17 protein-coding genes are annotated in these 16,154 nt (G+C 60.6%); 13 read left to right on the top strand and 4 right to left on the bottom strand.

Annotated features, from left to right (window positions below; genetic code table 11):
- The first annotated feature begins 56 nt into the window (after positions 1-56).
- From ruvA to HXS66_RS08435, 10 genes are all read left to right on the top strand, one after another.
- Positions 57-671 carry a Holliday junction branch migration protein RuvA gene (ruvA, locus tag HXS66_RS08390; protein WP_077376504.1) on the top strand — a complete coding sequence of 205 codons (615 nt, stop codon included), beginning with the start codon at positions 57-59 and terminating at the stop codon, positions 669-671.
- A 204-nt stretch (positions 672-875) separates the two neighbouring features.
- On the top strand, positions 876-1,919 hold the full coding sequence (gene ruvB, locus HXS66_RS08395; protein WP_077376500.1) for a Holliday junction branch migration DNA helicase RuvB: 1,044 nt from the start codon (positions 876-878) through the stop codon (positions 1,917-1,919).
- Positions 1,916-2,365, top strand: a complete 450-nt coding sequence (ybgC, locus tag HXS66_RS08400) for a tol-pal system-associated acyl-CoA thioesterase (protein ID WP_240499523.1) — start codon at positions 1,916-1,918, stop codon at positions 2,363-2,365. Before ruvB ends, ybgC begins: the two co-directional genes overlap by 4 nt.
- A gap of 178 nt (positions 2,366-2,543) precedes the next feature.
- A complete protein-coding gene (gene tolQ, locus HXS66_RS08405; RefSeq protein WP_077377369.1) occupies positions 2,544-3,221 on the top strand; it encodes a protein TolQ in 678 nt (225 codons plus the stop codon).
- 14 nt (positions 3,222-3,235) lie between these two features.
- Positions 3,236-3,682: a protein TolR gene (gene tolR, locus HXS66_RS08410; protein WP_077376494.1), complete on the top strand. Its 447-nt coding sequence runs from the start codon at positions 3,236-3,238 to the stop codon at positions 3,680-3,682.
- 3 nt (positions 3,683-3,685) lie between these two features.
- Positions 3,686-4,882, top strand: a complete 1,197-nt coding sequence (gene tolA / locus HXS66_RS08415; RefSeq protein WP_176503291.1) for a cell envelope integrity protein TolA — start codon at positions 3,686-3,688, stop codon at positions 4,880-4,882.
- A complete protein-coding gene (gene tolB, locus HXS66_RS08420) occupies positions 4,879-6,171 on the top strand; it encodes a Tol-Pal system beta propeller repeat protein TolB (RefSeq protein ID WP_077376488.1) in 1,293 nt (430 codons plus the stop codon). The genes tolA and tolB overlap by 4 nt, the downstream gene beginning before the upstream one ends.
- Positions 6,172-6,241: 70 nt before the next feature.
- Positions 6,242-6,751 carry a peptidoglycan-associated lipoprotein Pal gene (gene pal, locus HXS66_RS08425; protein WP_065392600.1) on the top strand — a complete coding sequence of 170 codons (510 nt, stop codon included), beginning with the start codon at positions 6,242-6,244 and terminating at the stop codon, positions 6,749-6,751.
- A gap of 138 nt (positions 6,752-6,889) precedes the next feature.
- On the top strand, positions 6,890-7,660 hold the full coding sequence (ybgF, locus tag HXS66_RS08430) for a tol-pal system protein YbgF (protein WP_077376485.1): 771 nt from the start codon (positions 6,890-6,892) through the stop codon (positions 7,658-7,660).
- Positions 7,661-7,811: 151 nt separating this feature from the next.
- Positions 7,812-8,576 (top strand): YciK family oxidoreductase, encoded by a 765-nt coding sequence (locus HXS66_RS08435; RefSeq protein ID WP_077376482.1) that lies wholly within the window; start codon positions 7,812-7,814, stop codon positions 8,574-8,576.
- Positions 8,577-8,712: 136 nt separating this feature from the next.
- Here the strand turns inward: HXS66_RS08435 and HXS66_RS08440 are convergent, their stop codons facing one another.
- Positions 8,713-9,399 carry an HAD-IA family hydrolase gene (locus HXS66_RS08440; protein ID WP_084208694.1) on the bottom strand — a complete coding sequence of 229 codons (687 nt, stop codon included), beginning with the start codon at positions 9,397-9,399 and terminating at the stop codon, positions 8,713-8,715.
- Complete coding sequence (ubiG, locus tag HXS66_RS08445; protein ID WP_103751442.1) at positions 9,396-10,112, bottom strand: bifunctional 2-polyprenyl-6-hydroxyphenol methylase/3-demethylubiquinol 3-O-methyltransferase UbiG; 717 nt, start codon at positions 10,110-10,112, stop codon at positions 9,396-9,398. Before ubiG ends, HXS66_RS08440 begins: the two co-directional genes overlap by 4 nt.
- A 271-nt stretch (positions 10,113-10,383) precedes the next feature.
- Between ubiG and mtnA the strand changes: the two genes are divergently transcribed.
- The 3 genes from mtnA (at position 10,384) to HXS66_RS08460 (ending at position 13,906) form a co-directional block, all read left to right on the top strand.
- A complete protein-coding gene (gene mtnA / locus HXS66_RS08450) occupies positions 10,384-11,502 on the top strand; it encodes an S-methyl-5-thioribose-1-phosphate isomerase (protein WP_176493900.1) in 1,119 nt (372 codons plus the stop codon).
- Between the two features lie 229 nt (positions 11,503-11,731).
- Complete coding sequence (gene galU / locus HXS66_RS08455; RefSeq protein ID WP_077376470.1) at positions 11,732-12,616, top strand: UTP--glucose-1-phosphate uridylyltransferase GalU; 885 nt, start codon at positions 11,732-11,734, stop codon at positions 12,614-12,616.
- Positions 12,617-12,619: 3 nt separating this feature from the next.
- Positions 12,620-13,906, top strand: coding sequence for a nucleotide sugar dehydrogenase (locus tag HXS66_RS08460; RefSeq protein ID WP_176493901.1), 1,287 nt, complete (start codon positions 12,620-12,622; stop codon positions 13,904-13,906).
- A gap of 103 nt (positions 13,907-14,009) precedes the next feature.
- Here HXS66_RS08460 and HXS66_RS08465 read toward each other — a convergent pair whose 3' ends face one another.
- Together HXS66_RS08465 and HXS66_RS08470 are read right to left on the bottom strand one after the other, a co-directional pair.
- Positions 14,010-15,134 (bottom strand): alcohol dehydrogenase family protein, encoded by a 1,125-nt coding sequence (locus HXS66_RS08465; RefSeq protein WP_218015157.1) that lies wholly within the window; start codon positions 15,132-15,134, stop codon positions 14,010-14,012.
- Positions 15,135-15,395: 261 nt separating this feature from the next.
- Positions 15,396-15,980, bottom strand: coding sequence for a superoxide dismutase (locus HXS66_RS08470; RefSeq protein WP_065392414.1), 585 nt, complete (start codon positions 15,978-15,980; stop codon positions 15,396-15,398).
- Positions 15,981-16,154 lie beyond the last annotated feature (174 nt).

The following is a 16,154-nucleotide window of genomic DNA, read 5'->3' on the forward strand; positions in this document are numbered from 1 at the left end:
CCTGACACCTGATGTGATGAGCAGGCGGCACTGAAGACTCAAGGACAGCCCGAAACATGATTGGACGTCTGACCGGGCGTTTGCTCGAAAAGCAGCCGCCTCATCTGGTACTCGATGTACAGGGTGTGGGCTATGAACTTGAAGCCTCCATGAATACCTTGCTGGGTCTGCCGGCTGTCGGGGAGGACTGTCAGCTGTTCACCCATCTGGTCGTGCGTGAAGACGCCCAGTTGCTCTATGGCTTCGGCAAGGAGCCGGAGCGTCGTCTGTTCCGGGAATTAATCAAGATTTCCGGGGTCGGGCCGCGCCTGGCGCTGGCGATTCTCTCGGGAATGGAGCAGGCCGATTTCATTCGCTGCGTGCACGACGAAGACAGTCGGGCACTGACTCGCTTGCCCGGCGTCGGCAAGAAGACGGCGGACCGCCTGATCATCGAGATGCGCGACCGGCTCAAGCATTGGACGATTCCGCAGGACGATGGTCTGTCGGAAATGGCGCGCGCTTCGCAGCCACAGCCGCCGGTTACCCATCCCCTGGCCGACGCCGAAGCCGCTCTGGTCGCGCTGGGCTACAAGCCGGTCGAGGCGGCCAAGATGCTCTCGGGACTCGAGACAGGTGCCTCCACGGAAGCCCTCATCAAGGCGGCGTTGGCCCGCAAGATGGCCAGCTAGCGCACGTGTCTCGTGCCTGATAGCGTGAATGACAGAATAGGCACGATCTGATTGGATTTATTGACTAGGGAATGGCCGGCGACTGGGGTAGAAAGTGCGCGCTTGATTGCATTGGCGCAAGATCATTTCACTGCCTCGGTCAGACCACCTCTCGCCACATGATTCATGTCTGCAGCATGAGTCATCAGGAGTTGAGCAAGCATCATGATGGAGTCGGATCGACTGATCTCCGCGGCCACGCATGATCCGGAAGAACGGATCGATCGCGCCAATCGGCCGCGAACGCTGAATGAGTATATCGGTCAGCCGATCGTGCGCGAGCAGATGGAAATCTTCATCAGTGCCGCTCGCGGTCGTGGCGATAGCCTGGATCACACCCTGGTATTCGGGCCCCCGGGACTTGGCAAGACCACTCTGGCACACATCATTGCCAGTGAGATGAGCGTGGACATCAAGTCGACGTCCGGACCGGTTCTGGAGCGGGCAGGTGACCTGGCCGCCATGCTGACGAATCTTCAGGAAGGCGATGTACTGTTCATCGACGAGATCCATCGCCTGTCACCGGCGGTCGAGGAAGTGCTGTATCCGGCGATGGAGGATTATCAGCTGGATATCATGATCGGTGAGGGCCCGGCTGCCCGCTCGATCAAGCTGGAACTGCCACGATTCACTCTGGTGGGGGCGACGACCCGGGCTGGTCTGTTGACCGCGCCCCTGCGAGATCGCTTCGGAATCGTTCAGCGCCTCGAGTTCTACGATATCGAGTCGCTGACCGGTATCGTCTCGCGCAGTGCGAAGCTGTCAGGCATGGAAGTGGAGATGGATGGCGCGCGCGAGATCGCACGACGCTCGCGAGGGACGCCGCGTATCGCCAATCGGCTGCTGCGGCGGGTGCGTGACTTTACCGAGGTGCGCGGCGATGGCCGTCTGACGCTGGATGTCGCGGACAAGGCGCTCAACATGCTCAATGTGGATAGCCACGGGCTGGATCATATGGATCGCCGGTTGCTGCTGTCGATGATCGAGAAGTTCGATGGCGGGCCCGTCGGTGTGGATTCGCTGGCGGCCGCCATCGGCGAGGAGCGCGATACCATCGAGGATGTGCTGGAGCCCTATCTGATTCAGCAGGGCTTCATGATGCGAACGGCGCGTGGGCGCGTGGTGACCAGTTCCGCCTATCAGCATTTCGGCATCACGCCGCGTGAGACCCAGGCGCGTCTGACGCCGGGTGGGCAGGAGGACGCATGATGTCGTCTCTTCAGACATCCAGACCCGGCGAGGAAACGTTGACTGGGCAGACGGGCGATTTTCATCATGCGGTGCGGGTCTATATCGAGGATACCGATGCGGGTGGCATCGTCTATTACGTCAATTACCTGCGCTTCATGGAGCGCGCACGCAGTGAATGGCTGCGCGCACGTGGCTATTCCCAGCAGACACTTCTGGAGCGCGGTATCCAGCTTGTCGTGCACAGTGTGGCCAGTCGCTATCATCGTCCTGCGAGACTGGATGATCTGCTTCAGGTCACGGCAACGGCAGGTGAATTGCGGGGCGCGCGCCTTGTCTTTCATCAACAGGTGATGAAGGACGGGGTGATGTTGAGTGATGCCGAGGTGGTGATTGCCTGTGTCGATGCCAGCACATTGCGTCCGCGTCGATGGCCCGTGGAATTGCTGAGCGCTCTTGAGGTCTGAGTCACTGATACCAGATTGACCGAGAGTCGCCGTGGTCAAGGCGTGAACGAGTGAGACGCCGTTGCACCCATCCTTCTGGTCGGATGTCAGGCGACGGAGTCGGACGAATGTTAAGGGTGTCGCCTCATCGGCGGCACTGACTGAACCAAGTAAAAGAGGGATTTCCGTGGAAGATTCGATGTCGATCATTTCGCTGTTCGCGAATGCCAGCCTGGTGGTGCAATCCGTCATGTTGCTGCTGTTGGCGGCTTCCATCGCCTCCTGGGTAGTGATCTTCCAGCGGGGGATGGCATTGTCACGAGCGAAACAGGCGTATACCGCCTTTGAAAAGCGTTTCTGGTCCGGAGTGGATCTCAATCACCTCTACCGTGAATTGCCCAGTGAAGAAGAGGCGACGCCGGGTGCTGCAGGCGTCTTCCGTGCAGGCTTTCGTGAGTACAGTCGTCTCAAGCCCAAGTCCAGCAATGCCGATGCGGTGATGGACGGCGTTCAGCGCAGCATGCGTGTCACGCTGTCACGCGAGGAAGAACGTCTCAATATCCATCTTCCGTTCCTTGCCACCGTCAGCTCCGTAAGCCCCTATGTGGGTCTGTTCGGGACGGTGTGGGGCATCATGGGCTCTTTCCAGGCACTGGGGACTGCACAGCAGGCCACACTGACCACTGTCGCTCCCTGGATTGCAGAAGCGCTGGTCGCCACCGCCATGGGGCTTTTTGCCGCGATTCCGGCAGTCATCTTCTATAACCGTCTGGCCAGCCGTGCCGATCAGCTGCTGGGCCGTTATGAAGACTTCGCCGAAGAGCTTCACTCCATTCTGCATCGCAATCTGCACGGCCGTGGCAGCAACGACGCCTGAAAGGAGAGTCGAGCATGAAAGGACCTTACAGCCGGGGGCACAAGCGCAAGCTGTCCTCTGAAATCAATGTGGTGCCCTTCATCGATGTCATGCTGGTGCTGCTGGTCATCTTCATGATCACCGCGCCGATGATGACCCAGGGGGTACAGGTCGAACTGCCCAAGGTCACCTCCAAGCCCATCGACAATCCTGATGACGTGACACCGCTGATCGTCTCGCTGGATGACAGCGGCAACTACTACATCGATCTGGGCTCTGATCAGGACAAGCGGACTCCCGTCGCCCTGGATGACCTGGGCAGCAAGGTGGCCGCCATCGTGTCGGAAAAGCCCAAGACACCCGTGCTGGTCAAAGGCGCCAAGACAGCGCCATATGGTGATGTGATGGGGCTGATGAGCACTCTGCAGGGGGCGGGCGTTCCCAATGTCGGGCTGATTTCAGAACCGCCGAACGAGGGCTGATGGATGAGTCAGCCGGAAATCGAAAAGCGGGCAGGCTATGGATTACCCGTCGTGCTGGCCGTGGGTCTGCATGTGGTCATCCTGGTACTGACCCTGGTGAGCTGGCCTGAGTCCGAGCCGGATCAGAGCAGCACGACCATCGTCAACGCGACGCTGGTCAGCACCGAAACGACGACCAATCAGCCCCAACAGGCCAAGGCCAGCAAGGCGCGGGACGCCGCCGAAGAGGCCGATGAGCGTCAGAGTGCCAAGGAGGAGGCCTCCCGGGAAGCGGAGCGCGCTGCAGAACAGCAGAAAAGTGCTGCGCGCGAGAAAGCCGCGCAGCTCAAGGCAGAGCAGGCCAAGGCTGCCGAGCAGGAGAAGGCGGCACAGGCCAAGGCGGCTGAGCAGTTGAAGGCGGAACAGAAAGCGGCTGCCGAGGCGGCAGACAAGGCCAAGGCAGATGCAGCGCGTCGGGCGGAAGAAGCCAAGGCGATTGCGCTTGAGCGCAAGAAGGCTGAAGCTGAAAAACAGGCCAAGGCAGACGCCTTGAAGAAGGCGGAAGCCGAAAAGGCGGCCAAGGCCAAGGCGGAAGCGGAGAAGGCCGCCATGGAAAAGGCAGCCGAGGAAGCGCGCAAGAAAGCCGAGGCGGAAAAAGCCGCGAAGGCCAAGGCAGAGGCTGAAAAGGCGGCCAAGGCCAAGGCGCAGGCTGAAAAGGAAAAGGCAGCCAAGGCAGCCGCCGAGAAAGCGGCCAAGGAAAAGGCGGCCAAGGAAAAGGCAGCGGAAGAGGCTCGCAAGAAGGCAGCCGCGGAGGCCGCGCGCCAGAAGGCGCTTGCCGAGAAGGCGGCACAGGCATCAGCCGGGTCACTGGATAGTCTGATCGACAGCGAAAGTGACGCCATCAGTGGCGCCAAGCAGGCCGCACAGGCGGCCAATGGCTTTGAGAGTCTGCTCAAGAAGTATGTCGGGCAGAACTGGAATCGGCCTTCAGGTACCGTACCCGGCATGACGGTGACGCTGCGCGTCTCATTGCTGCCGACAGGAGAACTTGTTTCGGCTGCGGTCAGCAAGAGCAGTGGCAATGCCGCCTTTGATCGTTCCGCGATTCAGGCGATACAGAAAGCAGCACCGTTTACCGAGATGCAGGACCTGCCGGCTTCAGCCAAGAGCCAGTTCCGCAACTTCAATCTGTACTTCAATCCAGAGGACCTGGGCCGATGAGACGAGTGACTACATGGATGATGGCAGCCGCCATGCTGGTCGTGACCAGCATGGCGCGAGCGGACCTGACCATCGAGATCACCAAGGGCAATGACAGCGCGACGCCGATCGCCGTGGTGCCGTTCGAGAACCTGACGGGGGGAAGTCTCCCTCAGGATCTGGCCCGTATCATCTCGGATGATCTGGCGCGCAGCGGCCAATTCGAGCCGATCAAGCGTGACAACCTGATCGCGCTGCCGGGGACTACCCAGGATGTCTTCGTCAATGACTGGAAGCGTCTCGGCGCCAGCTATCTGGTGGTCGGGCAGGTCAAGAATGCGAGCAGCGGTGGCTACAGCATTCAATACGAGCTGATGGATGTGCTCGGGAACAAGCGCATGCTGGGAGAAGTCATCACGGGCAGTGATGGCCAGTTGCGTTCGCGCGCCCATTACATGAGTGATGAAATATTTGAGGAAATCACTGGAATTCGCGGTGCTTTCTCGACAAAAATCGCCTACATTACCGCCAATGGCGTGGGTGACAACATTCGTTTCGCACTGTATGTTGCCGACTCGGATGGCCATGGTAGTCAGGAGATTCTTGCATCCGATGAACCGATCATGTCTCCTGCATGGTCGCCGGATGGAAAGAAACTGGCGTACGTGAGTTTCGAATCAGAACGGCCTGCGATTTATGTTCAGGAGCTGGGAAGTGGTCGTCGTGCCAAACTGACCGGTTTCCGTGGCATCAATGGTGCTCCGGCCTGGTCTCCGGATGGCCGCAAGTTGGCGATGGCATTGTCAAAGGATGGTCAGCCCGAGATTTATGTGATGGATATCGCGTCACGCAAATTCCAACGTCTGACCAACAATCCTGCGATCGATACCGAGCCGGACTGGCTGCCGGATGGCAGTGGCATGGTCTTCACGTCTGATCGTGCCGGCTCGCCGCAGATCTATCGTCTTGATCTTTCCGGTGGTACTGAACGCGTGACGTTTACCGGAAACTACAATTCCCGTGGGCGTGTGTCGCCCGATGGGGAAACCCTGTTCATGATCAATCGCTCCGGCAACGGTTATCAGGTTGCCAAGCAGGATCTGAAGAGTGGTCGAGTGACATCCCTCACGGATACTCAGTGGGATGAATCTCCAAGTGTTGCACCGAATGGCACTATGGTGATATATGCCACTCAGCAAGGAACCCGTGGGGTCCTGGGCGAGGTCTCGGCAGACGGAAGAGCACAATTTTCCCTGCCGTCACCACAAGGCGAAGTGCGTGAACCTGCGTGGTCGCCGTTCCTGAACTAAACCACTAGAATGCATCCGAGTCACAAAGAAAGGCTTGGCATTCGTTTTCATTAGAGCAAGGAGTTTTACAATGCAGTTCACCCCGTATGCAAAAGGTCTGTTGGTTGCCCTGTCCCTGAGCGTCATGGCCGGTTGTTCCAGCAGCGGTGGCGCCCAGGACGGCGACATGGATTCAGCCAACAGCGGTGCCAACACTGCCGGCATGAACTCTGGTGCCAACACCAACGGCAACCAGATGAGCAACGCTTCCATGCCTGACGTGCGTACCATCTACTTCGCATTCGACAAGGACACCATCCGTCCTGAATTCGAAAGCGTCCTGATGGGCCACGCCCAGTACCTGAAGGCCAACACCAGCGCCAACGTCGTTCTGGAAGGCCACGCTGATGAGCGCGGTACTCGTGAATACAACCTGGGTCTGGGCGAGCGTCGTGCCAAGTCTGTCGCACGCTTCCTGACTGTTCAGGGTGTGTCTCCGTCCCAGATCGAGATCGTCTCCTACGGTGAAGAGCGTCCGGCCGTTCAAGGTCACGGCGAATCTTCCTATGCCAAGAACCGTCGTGTGGTCTTCGACTACTGAGTTCGGCAATCTCTCTGAGGTCCCTGCGGGATAACAGAGACGCTTGAAACTTGTGTTGAGCAGGCCTGAGTCGCAAGGGCAACCTTGAGGCTCGGGCCTTCTCGCACGGCAACATGATGATTCGGCGGAGCCGACAGCATGAAAGACAGCCTGAAATGGTTGTGCGGTGTGGGAGCCCTGGCGCTTCCGTTGTCAGTTGCAGCCGCACCCGCAGTGGAAGACCTTACCGTACAGTCCAACTCGCTTTATCAGCAGGCCAACACTCGCTTGAGTGGTGGCGGCACCCTGACCCTTCTCAACCAGCTTGATGAGCAGGCCCAGGAAATTGCGCGGCTGCGCGGGCGTGTCGATGAACTGGAATATCAGTTCAAGCGACTCACCGAGATGTCGCAGCAACGGTACCTGGACCTGGAGCAACGTGTTTCGGGAACAAGTCCAGCCGGTGAGAACGGTCAGGAGGTCGATGCGCAGACCGCAGCCGCGGTCAGTGGTGGTGCGGGCAGCAATGCCAGCAGCGCCAATGCCTCCAGTGGAGGAGATGCCCAGAAGGATTACGAGAACGCCTTTGCCAAGGTGCAGTCGCGTGATTTCGACGGAGCGATCGATGCCTTTGAATCCTTCGTGGTGGATCACGGGGATTCCAATCTCGCGGCCAATGCCCATTATTGGTTGGGGGAATTGTATTCCGCGAAGAATCAACTGGATGCTTCTGCCCAGGCCTTTGATACTGTCATCAGTGAGTTCTCGCAATCCAGCAAGGTGCCGGATGCGATGTACAAGCTGGGACTGGTCAAGGCGCGGCAGGGCAAGGCGCAGGAAAGTCGCAAGTTGCTCGAGGAACTGGTTCGCCAGTACCCCGACAGCAAGGCCGGCGGAATGGCCAAGGATTTCCTCGCCTCTGGCGCATGACGCCAGATGATGATGACAAAGCCCGCACTTGTTCACTGACAAGGCGGGCTTTGTGCGTTCTGACATGCGCCCGCATGTCATCGATACACCTCAGGCCTTGCCCTTCGGGTCAGCCTCTCGGCAAGGCCAGCGTTCAGGACGGGATATCCTCATGGCGGAATGCAAGATCGATTATCAGGCACCAGCGGATCTGCTGAAAGGGCGAATCATTCTCGTGACTGGTGCAGGCTCGGGCATCGGTCGTGAAGCAGCCATTGACTATGCCAGGCATGGCGCGACCGTCATCTTGCTGGGGCGCACCATTGCCAAGCTCGAGGAAGTCTATGACGAGATCGAAGCATTGGGGGCTCCTCAGCCAGCGATCTACCCGCTGAACTTCGAAGGGGCCACGCTCAAGGATTACCAGCAGATGGCGGAAACGCTCGACAAGGAATTCGGGCGACTCGATGGGGTGCTGCACAATGCCAGTCTGCTGGGCAAGATCACCCCGTTCGAGCAGTATGATCCGGCGTTGTGGGAGCAGGTCATGCAGGTCAACATCAATGGGCCTATCTGGATGTTGCAGGCGCTGCTGCCACTGCTGAAAGCGTCTCGGGATGCGTCCGTGGTGCTGACGAGTTCCAGTGTCGGCCGCAAGGGGCGTGCTTTCTGGGGGGCCTACAGTGTCTCGAAGTTCGCCACCGAAGGCTTTTCACAGCTCTTGGCACAGGAACTCGAGAATACCAGTCAGGTCCGCGTGAATACCCTCAATCCCGGTGGGACTCGAACGTCGATGCGCAAGTCGGCCTTCCCGGCGGAAGACCCGGATACCCTGCGTACACCAGCCGACATCATGCCAAGCTACCTGTGGCTGATCGGTCCGGAGAGTCGTGGCCGCACCGGCGAGATGTTCGATGCCCAGCCGCCCAGGACGTGAGATGTCCGAGCGGGTGACAGTGACGAGCACTTGATGGTGAGAAGTTGTCACTGACAGGATTGCCTGCAATGAAAACGCCGACGGCCATGGCCGTCGGCGTTTTCATTGGCAGGGCGTCAGGGTGTCGCGCGACCCGTCAGCGCAGTTCTGCTGCGCGCAGAGCGGCATTGATGACTTCTTCCGAGGTGTCGAACCACACATCGGCAGGCCAGGCGTCCACATCATCCCCGTCGCGGACGTAGCCATAGCGCACGGCGACCGCCAGCATGCCCGCCGCGCGCGCCGCCTGCATGTCGCGATCATGATCCCCGAGATACCAGCATCGTGACGGTTCGACGCCGAGGAGGCGGGCCGCCTCCCACAATGGCTCAGGATGGGGCTTCTTGACGGGCAGGTCATCGGCGCACAGCAGACAGCCCGGTGTGAGCGCCAGGGACTCGATCAGCGGCTCGGCGAACTGACGCGGCTTGTTGGTCACGATCCCCCAGGGCAGGCCGTTGCGCTGACAGATCTCGATCAGGGCGTCATAGCCCGGGAACAGCTCGCTGTGGGCCGCGACATCACGGGCATAGAAGTCCAGCAGGCGTGTACGCTCCTCGGCATGCGAGGGATGATCGATGTCGTGACCCAGCGCCAGCCTCACCAGGGCGCTTCCGCCATGCGAGACCTCGGCGCGAATCACCTCATAGCTCAATTCGGGCAAGGCATGATGGCTACGCAGCTCGTTGGTCGCACGCGCCAGGTCCGGCGCAGTGTCCACCAGGGTGCCATCGAGATCGAAGATCAGCGCAGCGGGACGGGGCAGTGCGGCCGGCAGACTCATGCGAGTTCGTCTTCCGTCGGGCGGCGCGTATGCATCAGATAGTTGACGCTGAGGTCGGCGGTGTTGAGGCGATATTTCCGGGTCAGCGGGTTGTAGGTCATGCCGGTGGAACCCTCCATCTTGAGGCCCGCCTCACGCGTCCAGCGGCCAAGCTCAGCCGGGCGGATGAACTTGCGGTACTCATGCGTGCCGCGTGGCAGCATCTGCAGCAGGTATTCGGCACCGATGATCGCGAAGGCGTACGCCTTGGGATTGCGATTGATGGTCGAGAAGAACACCTTGCCTCCCGGCTTGACCAGTCGCGCGCAGGCGTTGATCACCGAGGAAGGGTCAGGAACATGCTCGAGCATCTCGAGACAGGTCACGACATCGAATTGTCCCGCCATTTCCTCGGCGGCAGCTTCCGCGGTGGTCTGGCGATAATCGACTTCCACACCCGATTCCAGCTGATGCAGGCGTGCCACTGACAGCGGAGCTTCGCCCATGTCGATCCCGGTCACGGTGGCGCCACGGTGTGCCATGGCTTCGGACAGGATGCCACCGCCACAACCGACATCGATGACTCGCTTGCCCGCCAGTCCGGCGTGGGTGTCGATGTAATCGACGCGCAGCGGGTTGATGTCGTGGAGTGGCTTGAACTCGCTGTCGCGGTCCCACCAGCGGCTGGCGAGCGCGGAGAATTTGGCGATTTCGCTGGCATCGACGTTGCCCAGATGATCCGGGGCAGTGGAATCTTGCTTGGCGTCGCTATGGCTCATGATCGGATCCTTACCGTTACGGAAGTGCATCGCAAGCATGCACGCCCCTGTACAGACGCGTCACCCTCGGGCACGATTCCTCCATTCTAATCCGCCTGTCGTCGCGGGTCAGCGGTAACTGCAAAAAACTCGTCATGACGGGAACTTGCAGATGGCCTCAGCCATTATCGCGCCGCGGTGTTCTCCAGTGCGAACCCCTTTGTCCGTGAGCCTACAGGGAAGTGTCATGAGCCTGATTCCAATTCGCTGGCTGACCCAGTCAGACAATGCCACCGGTAGCGACGAAGATGCCTTGCCGCGACTGGCACTGCTGGATCAACGTCTGCTGCCGGGCGAGACCCGAGAGATCGAACTGCGGGATGCAGGCGGCGTGGCTCGCGCCATTGCCGACATGGTAGTGCGTGGTGCACCGGCCATCGGCATCGCGGCCGCCTATGGTGTGGCACTGGAGGCGGTTCGCGCCGCACATGAGGGCGGGGCATGGGGGGCGCGTCTGGAAGCGGCCTGCGAGGTTCTGGCGGCTTCTCGGCCGACGGCGGTCAATCTGTTCTGGGCGCTGGATCGCATGCGTACGGTGATCGCTGCGCACGCCACGCGTGAGCTTGCCCCCCACGAGGCACTGTTGCGGGAAGCCGTGCGCATTCATGAGCAGGATCTCGAGGACAATCTGCGCATGGCGGAATTCGGTGCGCAGGTGATTGCCGCGTCCCTGCCGGCCGACACCCCCCACTGTGAGGTGATGACCCACTGCAATACCGGTGCGCTGGCGACTGGGGGGCACGGTACCGCCCTGGGCGTGATTCGCACGGCGTATGCTCAGGGGCTGATCAGCCGCGTCCATGTCAACGAGACGCGCCCCTGGTGGCAGGGGGCTCGACTGACCGCCTGGGAACTGGTGCAGGAAAAGATTCCCGCCCGACTGGCCGTGGAGGGGGCTGCCTCGCTGATCATGCAATCCAGGGACGGTGATGCCGATGTGCGCTGGTTGATCGTCGGTGCGGACCGCATCGCGGCCAACGGCGACACGGCCAACAAGATCGGCACCTTTTCCCTGGCGGTCCAGGCGCGTGCCCACGGGGTCAAGGTGATGGTGGTGGCGCCCCTTGCCACCTTCGATGCCAGTCTGGACAGTGGGGCCGCCATCCCCATCGAGACTCGCGATGCCGATGAGCTGCGTCAGGCAGGAAATCGCAGGATCGCTCCCGATGAGATCGAGGTCTTCAATCCGGTCTTCGATGTCACACCGCATGAGTATATTGATGCCATCGTCACCGAGCATGGTGTGGTAGAGTCGCCCGATAGCGACAGTGTGGGTGCCCTGCTGGGGCGTGCCCAGCGTCGCTGAGAAGGCACCCTGTCCGCGGAGCGAAGGCTTCGCGTGGACTGGCCTGTCATGGACGTCTCAGACAGCCGATGATGGGCCAGTGTGGAAAATCTGCGGTCAATTCGCACTTTTTTGCCAAACTGGCATAATCCCTGCCTAGATTTCAGGACGGTCGCCATCTCGTCCGGGCGGCAGTAACTCGGTAGAGTCGTCACGATCTGCCACGACATAGACACAAGGAAGACGCTTCATGATACGCAAGGCTGTATTGCCTGTTGCAGGTCTCGGAACTCGTTGCCTGCCGGCCTCCAAGGCCATCCCCAAGGAAATGATCACCATCGTCGACAAGCCGGTGATCCAGTATGTGGTGGAAGAAGCGGTTGCGGCGGGTATCAAGGAAATCGTCCTGGTCACCCATTCCAGCAAGAATGCCATCGAGAACCACTTCGACAAGCACTTCGAGCTCGAGACGACTCTGGAAGCCAAGGGCAAGTTCGAGCTGCTCGAGGAACTTCGTCACATCATTCCGGATGACGTCAAGATCATCAGCGTGCGTCAGCCGGAACCGCTGGGTCTGGGCCATGCGGTGCTGTGTGCCAAGCCAATCGTCGGAGACGAGCCTTTCCTGGTGATGTTGCCGGACGTGCTGGTCGACGGCGAAGGTCTCGAGAAGAATGACCTGGCGCGGATGATGGAGGCCTATGAAGCCACCAATGCCGCCCAGATCATGGTCGAGAACGTGCCTCAGGAGATGGCCTACAAGTACGGTATCGTCGCCATCGATGGCGAGACGCCGGAAGCGGGCAAGTCCGCGATGATCAGCGGGATGGTCGAGAAGCCGGCTCCGGGCACCGAACCCTCTACTCTGGCGGTGATCGGCCGTTACCTGCTGCCGGGTCGTATCTTCGAGTTGCTCGAGAATACCCCGCCGGGTGCCGGTGGCGAGATCCAGCTGACCGATGCCATCGATACCCTGCGCGATGACAAGGCGGTCGCCGCCTATCGCATGGCCGGTGATACCTATGACTGCGGCCATCAGCTGGGCTATCTGGAAGCCACCATTTCCTTCGCCAAGCGTCACCCGAAATTCGGGGAAGGCTTCCGCGAGCTGATGACCCGCTATCAGGAGAAATGAGCCATGCAGGTGCTGGTGCACGGAAGCGAACTGGCGGCTGCCACGGCCAGTGCCGCCTTGGCGAGTGTCGGCCACAACGTCTGGTGGTGGCCGCATGAAGACATGGACTGGGAGTCACTGGACCGGGTCGACTGGCTGAACAGTGAGCCGGGCCTGCGAGAGCGGCTGGACCGCCACGTCGAACGTGGCGATCTGACGCTGGTGAAGGGGCTTGGTTCACTGCGTCGCATCGATGTGCACTGGGTGGCCGTCTCGCCGGATCAACGTGAGGGTGCTCTGGCGCGTATCGAGCAGGTCGTCGCGGCACTCGCGGAGCCGACGGTGCTGGTCAACAATTCGACCTTCCCTGTCGGGACCACCGAGCGTTTCGAGGCGCTGCTGTCGCGGGATGATCAATATGCGGTGGCCTTGCCGGACATGCTGGAAGAGGGGCGCTCACTGGCGACCTTCGAGCGCCCCGCGCGCTGGTTGCTGGGCAGCGAGTCCGAGGTCGCGACACGTCGCGTCCAGGAGCTTCTGCGCGCCTTCAATCGTCGGGAAGATGTCTTCCAGATCATGCCGCGCCGCGCCGCCGAGCTGACCAAGCTGGCCATCAATGGCATGTTGGCGACCCGGATCAGTTACATGAACGAAGTCGCCGGGCTTGCGGATTCCCTCGAGGTGGACGTCGAGTACGTGCGCCAGGGCATGGGCGCCGACCCGCGCATCGGCTTCGGCTATCTGTATCCGGGCTGTGGCTTCGGTGGTCCCAACTTCTCGCGCGACTTGATGCGTCTGGCCGATGTCCAGCATGAGACCGGACGTGAATCGTTGCTGCTCGAGCATGTTCTCGACATCAACGAGGCCAAGAAGGAGACGCTGTTCCGCAAGCTGTGGCAGCACTTCGATGGCGAGCTGCGCGGTCGCACCATCGCCATCTGGGGGGCGGCGTTCAAACCGGGCACGGCGCGTATCGACCATGCGCCGGTGTTGACGCTGCTCGAGGCGTTGTGGGCTCAGGGCGTACGCGTTCGTGTGCATGATCCGGCGGCGCTGTCCGCGTTGGGCGAGGCCTGTGGCGCACACCCCTTGCTGGAGCTGGTCGATGGCAACATGTACGACGCCCTCGAAGGGGCGGACGCCCTGATGCTGGTCACGGAATGGAAGTGTTACTGGAATCCGGACTGGCAGCGTCTCAAGCGTGAGCTGGGCGCGAAGCTGGTGCTGGACGGTCGCAATATCTATGACCCCAGCTACGTGGCCAGCCAGGGGCTGACCTATCGAGGCATCGGGCGTCGCGCGACGCCGTGACACCGTCTCGGCACCTGACGAATGTGCATGACATTCGCCTGGCATGAACAAGGCCCCATCCGGCAACGGATGGGGCCTTTTGCTTGGTCACTCCTGTGGCTCATCAGGCCCAGGGCTCAAGCACGAACTTGCCGACATGGGTCTTCTCGAGGAAGGCCTTCTGGGCCTTGGCGATATCCTTCAGCGGGAAGCTCGCCGCGATCAAGGGGCGAATCTCCCCGCGCTCCACGTAGCGCACGAGATTGGGGAAGGTCGCCTTGCACCAGGCGGTGGTGCCCAGCAGGCGGAGATTCTTGAGGTACAGATCACGCAGGTCCAGGGTGACCATGGGCCCGGCGATGGCACCGGTGGTCACCAGCCGCCCACCACGTGACAACAGCTTGAGCATCACCGGGAAGTCATCGCCGGCGACATTGTCGACCACCAGATCGACGGATTCCTGCCCAAGTTCGGCGACCAGGTCCGCATGGCGATCAAACAGTCTGTCGACCCCCAGCGTGCGCAGGGCCTCATGCTTGGAAGCGCCTGCCACTGCATAGACGATGGCGCCACGTCGCTTGGCCAGTTGCAGGGTGGCGGAGCCCACGCCGCCCGACGCGCCGGTGACCAGTACGCGTTCGCCGGACGTGAGCTCGGCCTGTTCCAGCATGTTCTCCGCTGTGCCATAGGCGCAGGGCAGTGAGCCCAGTTCCACGTCGCTCCAGTCACATTCGACCGGGAAGACGTCACTGGCCCGGATACTGACGAATTGCGCGAAGGCGCCATCGAAGTCAGAGCCCATCCATTCGTTTTCCAATGACTCCCAGCCTGCACTGCGCATGCAGGCCCGCACCAGTACGCGCTTGCCGAGCAGCGCTGTGTCGGCACCTTCGCCGAGCGCGACCACTTCACCACAGCAGTCGGTTCCCTGGATCAGGGGGAAGGGCGTCTCGCCTTTCCAGCCACCTTCAGGCGGGACCGGCTTGTCGATTGTCGTCTCGCCAGGCGAGGTGTCGTGCTGGCTGCTGGCCTGGTTCGTGGCCGTGGTGATGCTGGAGGAATACCAGCCAAGGCGCGTATTGATCTCGGTATTGTTCATGCCAGCCGCCAGTACCTTGATCAGCACTTCCCCCTTGTCTGGCACTGGGACAGGCCGTTCTTGCGCCTCGAGGCGTTCATAGCCGCCGTGGCCGGTGGTCACGATGGCGAGCATGGTGTCGGGTAACGAGGAGGTGGTATCGGATGGCATGACGTTCCCTCTGGGGATGACGGAAGAGTAGAGTGAATGTTCTACCTTGCAGGCTAGCAAATGGCGAGGCGGCATGTCATCTGCAAGCGCGCTTCGTAAAGGATCATCAGGCGATAGGGGAGCCAGAAACCAAAAGACCCCGCCGATTGGCGGGGTCTTTCCTTGCACCATCCTCTCACTCGAACGTCACTGTCAGGTCATATCATCCATGACGTCTGATGTGAGAGTGAAGTGAAGGTGCCATCACTCATGCCGGGTGTCTCAGGCTGCGAAGTTCTGTGCAGCGAAGTCCCAGTTGATGATGTTCCAGATGCTTTCCAGATACTTCGGACGCGCGTTGCGGTAGTCGACGTAGTAGGCGTGTTCCCAGACGTCGACGGTCAGCAGCGGGGTCTGGCCTGCCTTGGCGATCGGGGTGTCTGCGTCGTCGGTGTTGACGATTTCCAGCTCGCCCTGAGCGTTCTTGACCAGCCAGGTCCAACCGGAACCGAAGTTGCCGGCAGCGGAAGTGTTGAAGGCTTCCTTGAAGTCAGCGACGGAGCCCCACTTGGCCACGATGGCATCTGCCAGCGGGCCTGTCGGCTCGCCACCACCGTTCGGAGACAGGCAGTGCCAGTAGAAGGTGTGGTTCCACACCTGAGCTGCCTGGTTGAACAGGCCGCCCTGAGCGCTCTGGATGATGTCTTCCAGAGACTTCTCTGCGTCCGCAGTGCCTTCGACCATGCTGTTGAGCTTGGTGACGTAGGCCTGGTGATGCTTGCCGTAATGGTACTCAAGGGTCTCGGCGGAGATGGTCGGCTCGAGTGCGTTCTTTTCGTACGGCAGTGCCGGGAGTTCAAATGCCATGGGGGATAAGCTCCTTTTCCTCACCAATAGAATCTTGCTCTGACTTCGTTGGGGCAGGCATGAAGGCTTTCAAGCCTCCTTCAGTGTTCTCTTCGACGTCAGGCGACGAGGAGACAATCGCCAAGGATCCATTCAGCCAGCACATGATGGAAAATGTGCAATTAGCGTGAAAAA

Source organism: Cobetia sp. 5-11-6-3 (genome assembly GCF_013374055.1).
Classification (GTDB): Bacteria; Pseudomonadota; Gammaproteobacteria; order Pseudomonadales; family Halomonadaceae; genus Cobetia; species Cobetia marina.

Bases quoted from the DNA above. Each gene is read 5' to 3' on its own strand.
- ybgC (WP_240499523.1), top strand. From the start codon at position 1,916: ATGATGTCGTCTCTTCAGACATCCAGACCCGGCGAGGAAACGTTGACT.
- pal (WP_065392600.1), top strand. From the start codon at position 6,242: ATGCAGTTCACCCCGTATGCAAAAGGTCTGTTGGTTGCCCTGTCCCTG.
- mtnA (WP_176493900.1), top strand. From the start codon at position 10,384: ATGAGCCTGATTCCAATTCGCTGGCTGACCCAGTCAGACAATGCCACC.
- galU (WP_077376470.1), top strand. From the start codon at position 11,732: ATGATACGCAAGGCTGTATTGCCTGTTGCAGGTCTCGGAACTCGTTGC.
- ruvB (WP_077376500.1), top strand. From the start codon at position 876: ATGATGGAGTCGGATCGACTGATCTCCGCGGCCACGCATGATCCGGAA.
- tolB (WP_077376488.1), top strand. From the start codon at position 4,879: ATGAGACGAGTGACTACATGGATGATGGCAGCCGCCATGCTGGTCGTG.
- tolR (WP_077376494.1), top strand. From the start codon at position 3,236: ATGAAAGGACCTTACAGCCGGGGGCACAAGCGCAAGCTGTCCTCTGAA.
- HXS66_RS08460 (WP_176493901.1), top strand. From the start codon at position 12,620: ATGCAGGTGCTGGTGCACGGAAGCGAACTGGCGGCTGCCACGGCCAGT.
- HXS66_RS08465 (WP_218015157.1), bottom strand. From the start codon at position 15,134: ATGCCATCCGATACCACCTCCTCGTTACCCGACACCATGCTCGCCATC.
- ruvA (WP_077376504.1), top strand. From the start codon at position 57: ATGATTGGACGTCTGACCGGGCGTTTGCTCGAAAAGCAGCCGCCTCAT.
- ybgF (WP_077376485.1), top strand. From the start codon at position 6,890: ATGAAAGACAGCCTGAAATGGTTGTGCGGTGTGGGAGCCCTGGCGCTT.
- HXS66_RS08470 (WP_065392414.1), bottom strand. From the start codon at position 15,980: ATGGCATTTGAACTCCCGGCACTGCCGTACGAAAAGAACGCACTCGAG.
- HXS66_RS08435 (WP_077376482.1), top strand. From the start codon at position 7,812: ATGGCGGAATGCAAGATCGATTATCAGGCACCAGCGGATCTGCTGAAA.
- HXS66_RS08440 (WP_084208694.1), bottom strand. From the start codon at position 9,399: ATGAGTCTGCCGGCCGCACTGCCCCGTCCCGCTGCGCTGATCTTCGAT.
- tolQ (WP_077377369.1), top strand. From the start codon at position 2,544: ATGTCGATCATTTCGCTGTTCGCGAATGCCAGCCTGGTGGTGCAATCC.
- tolA (WP_176503291.1), top strand. From the start codon at position 3,686: ATGAGTCAGCCGGAAATCGAAAAGCGGGCAGGCTATGGATTACCCGTC.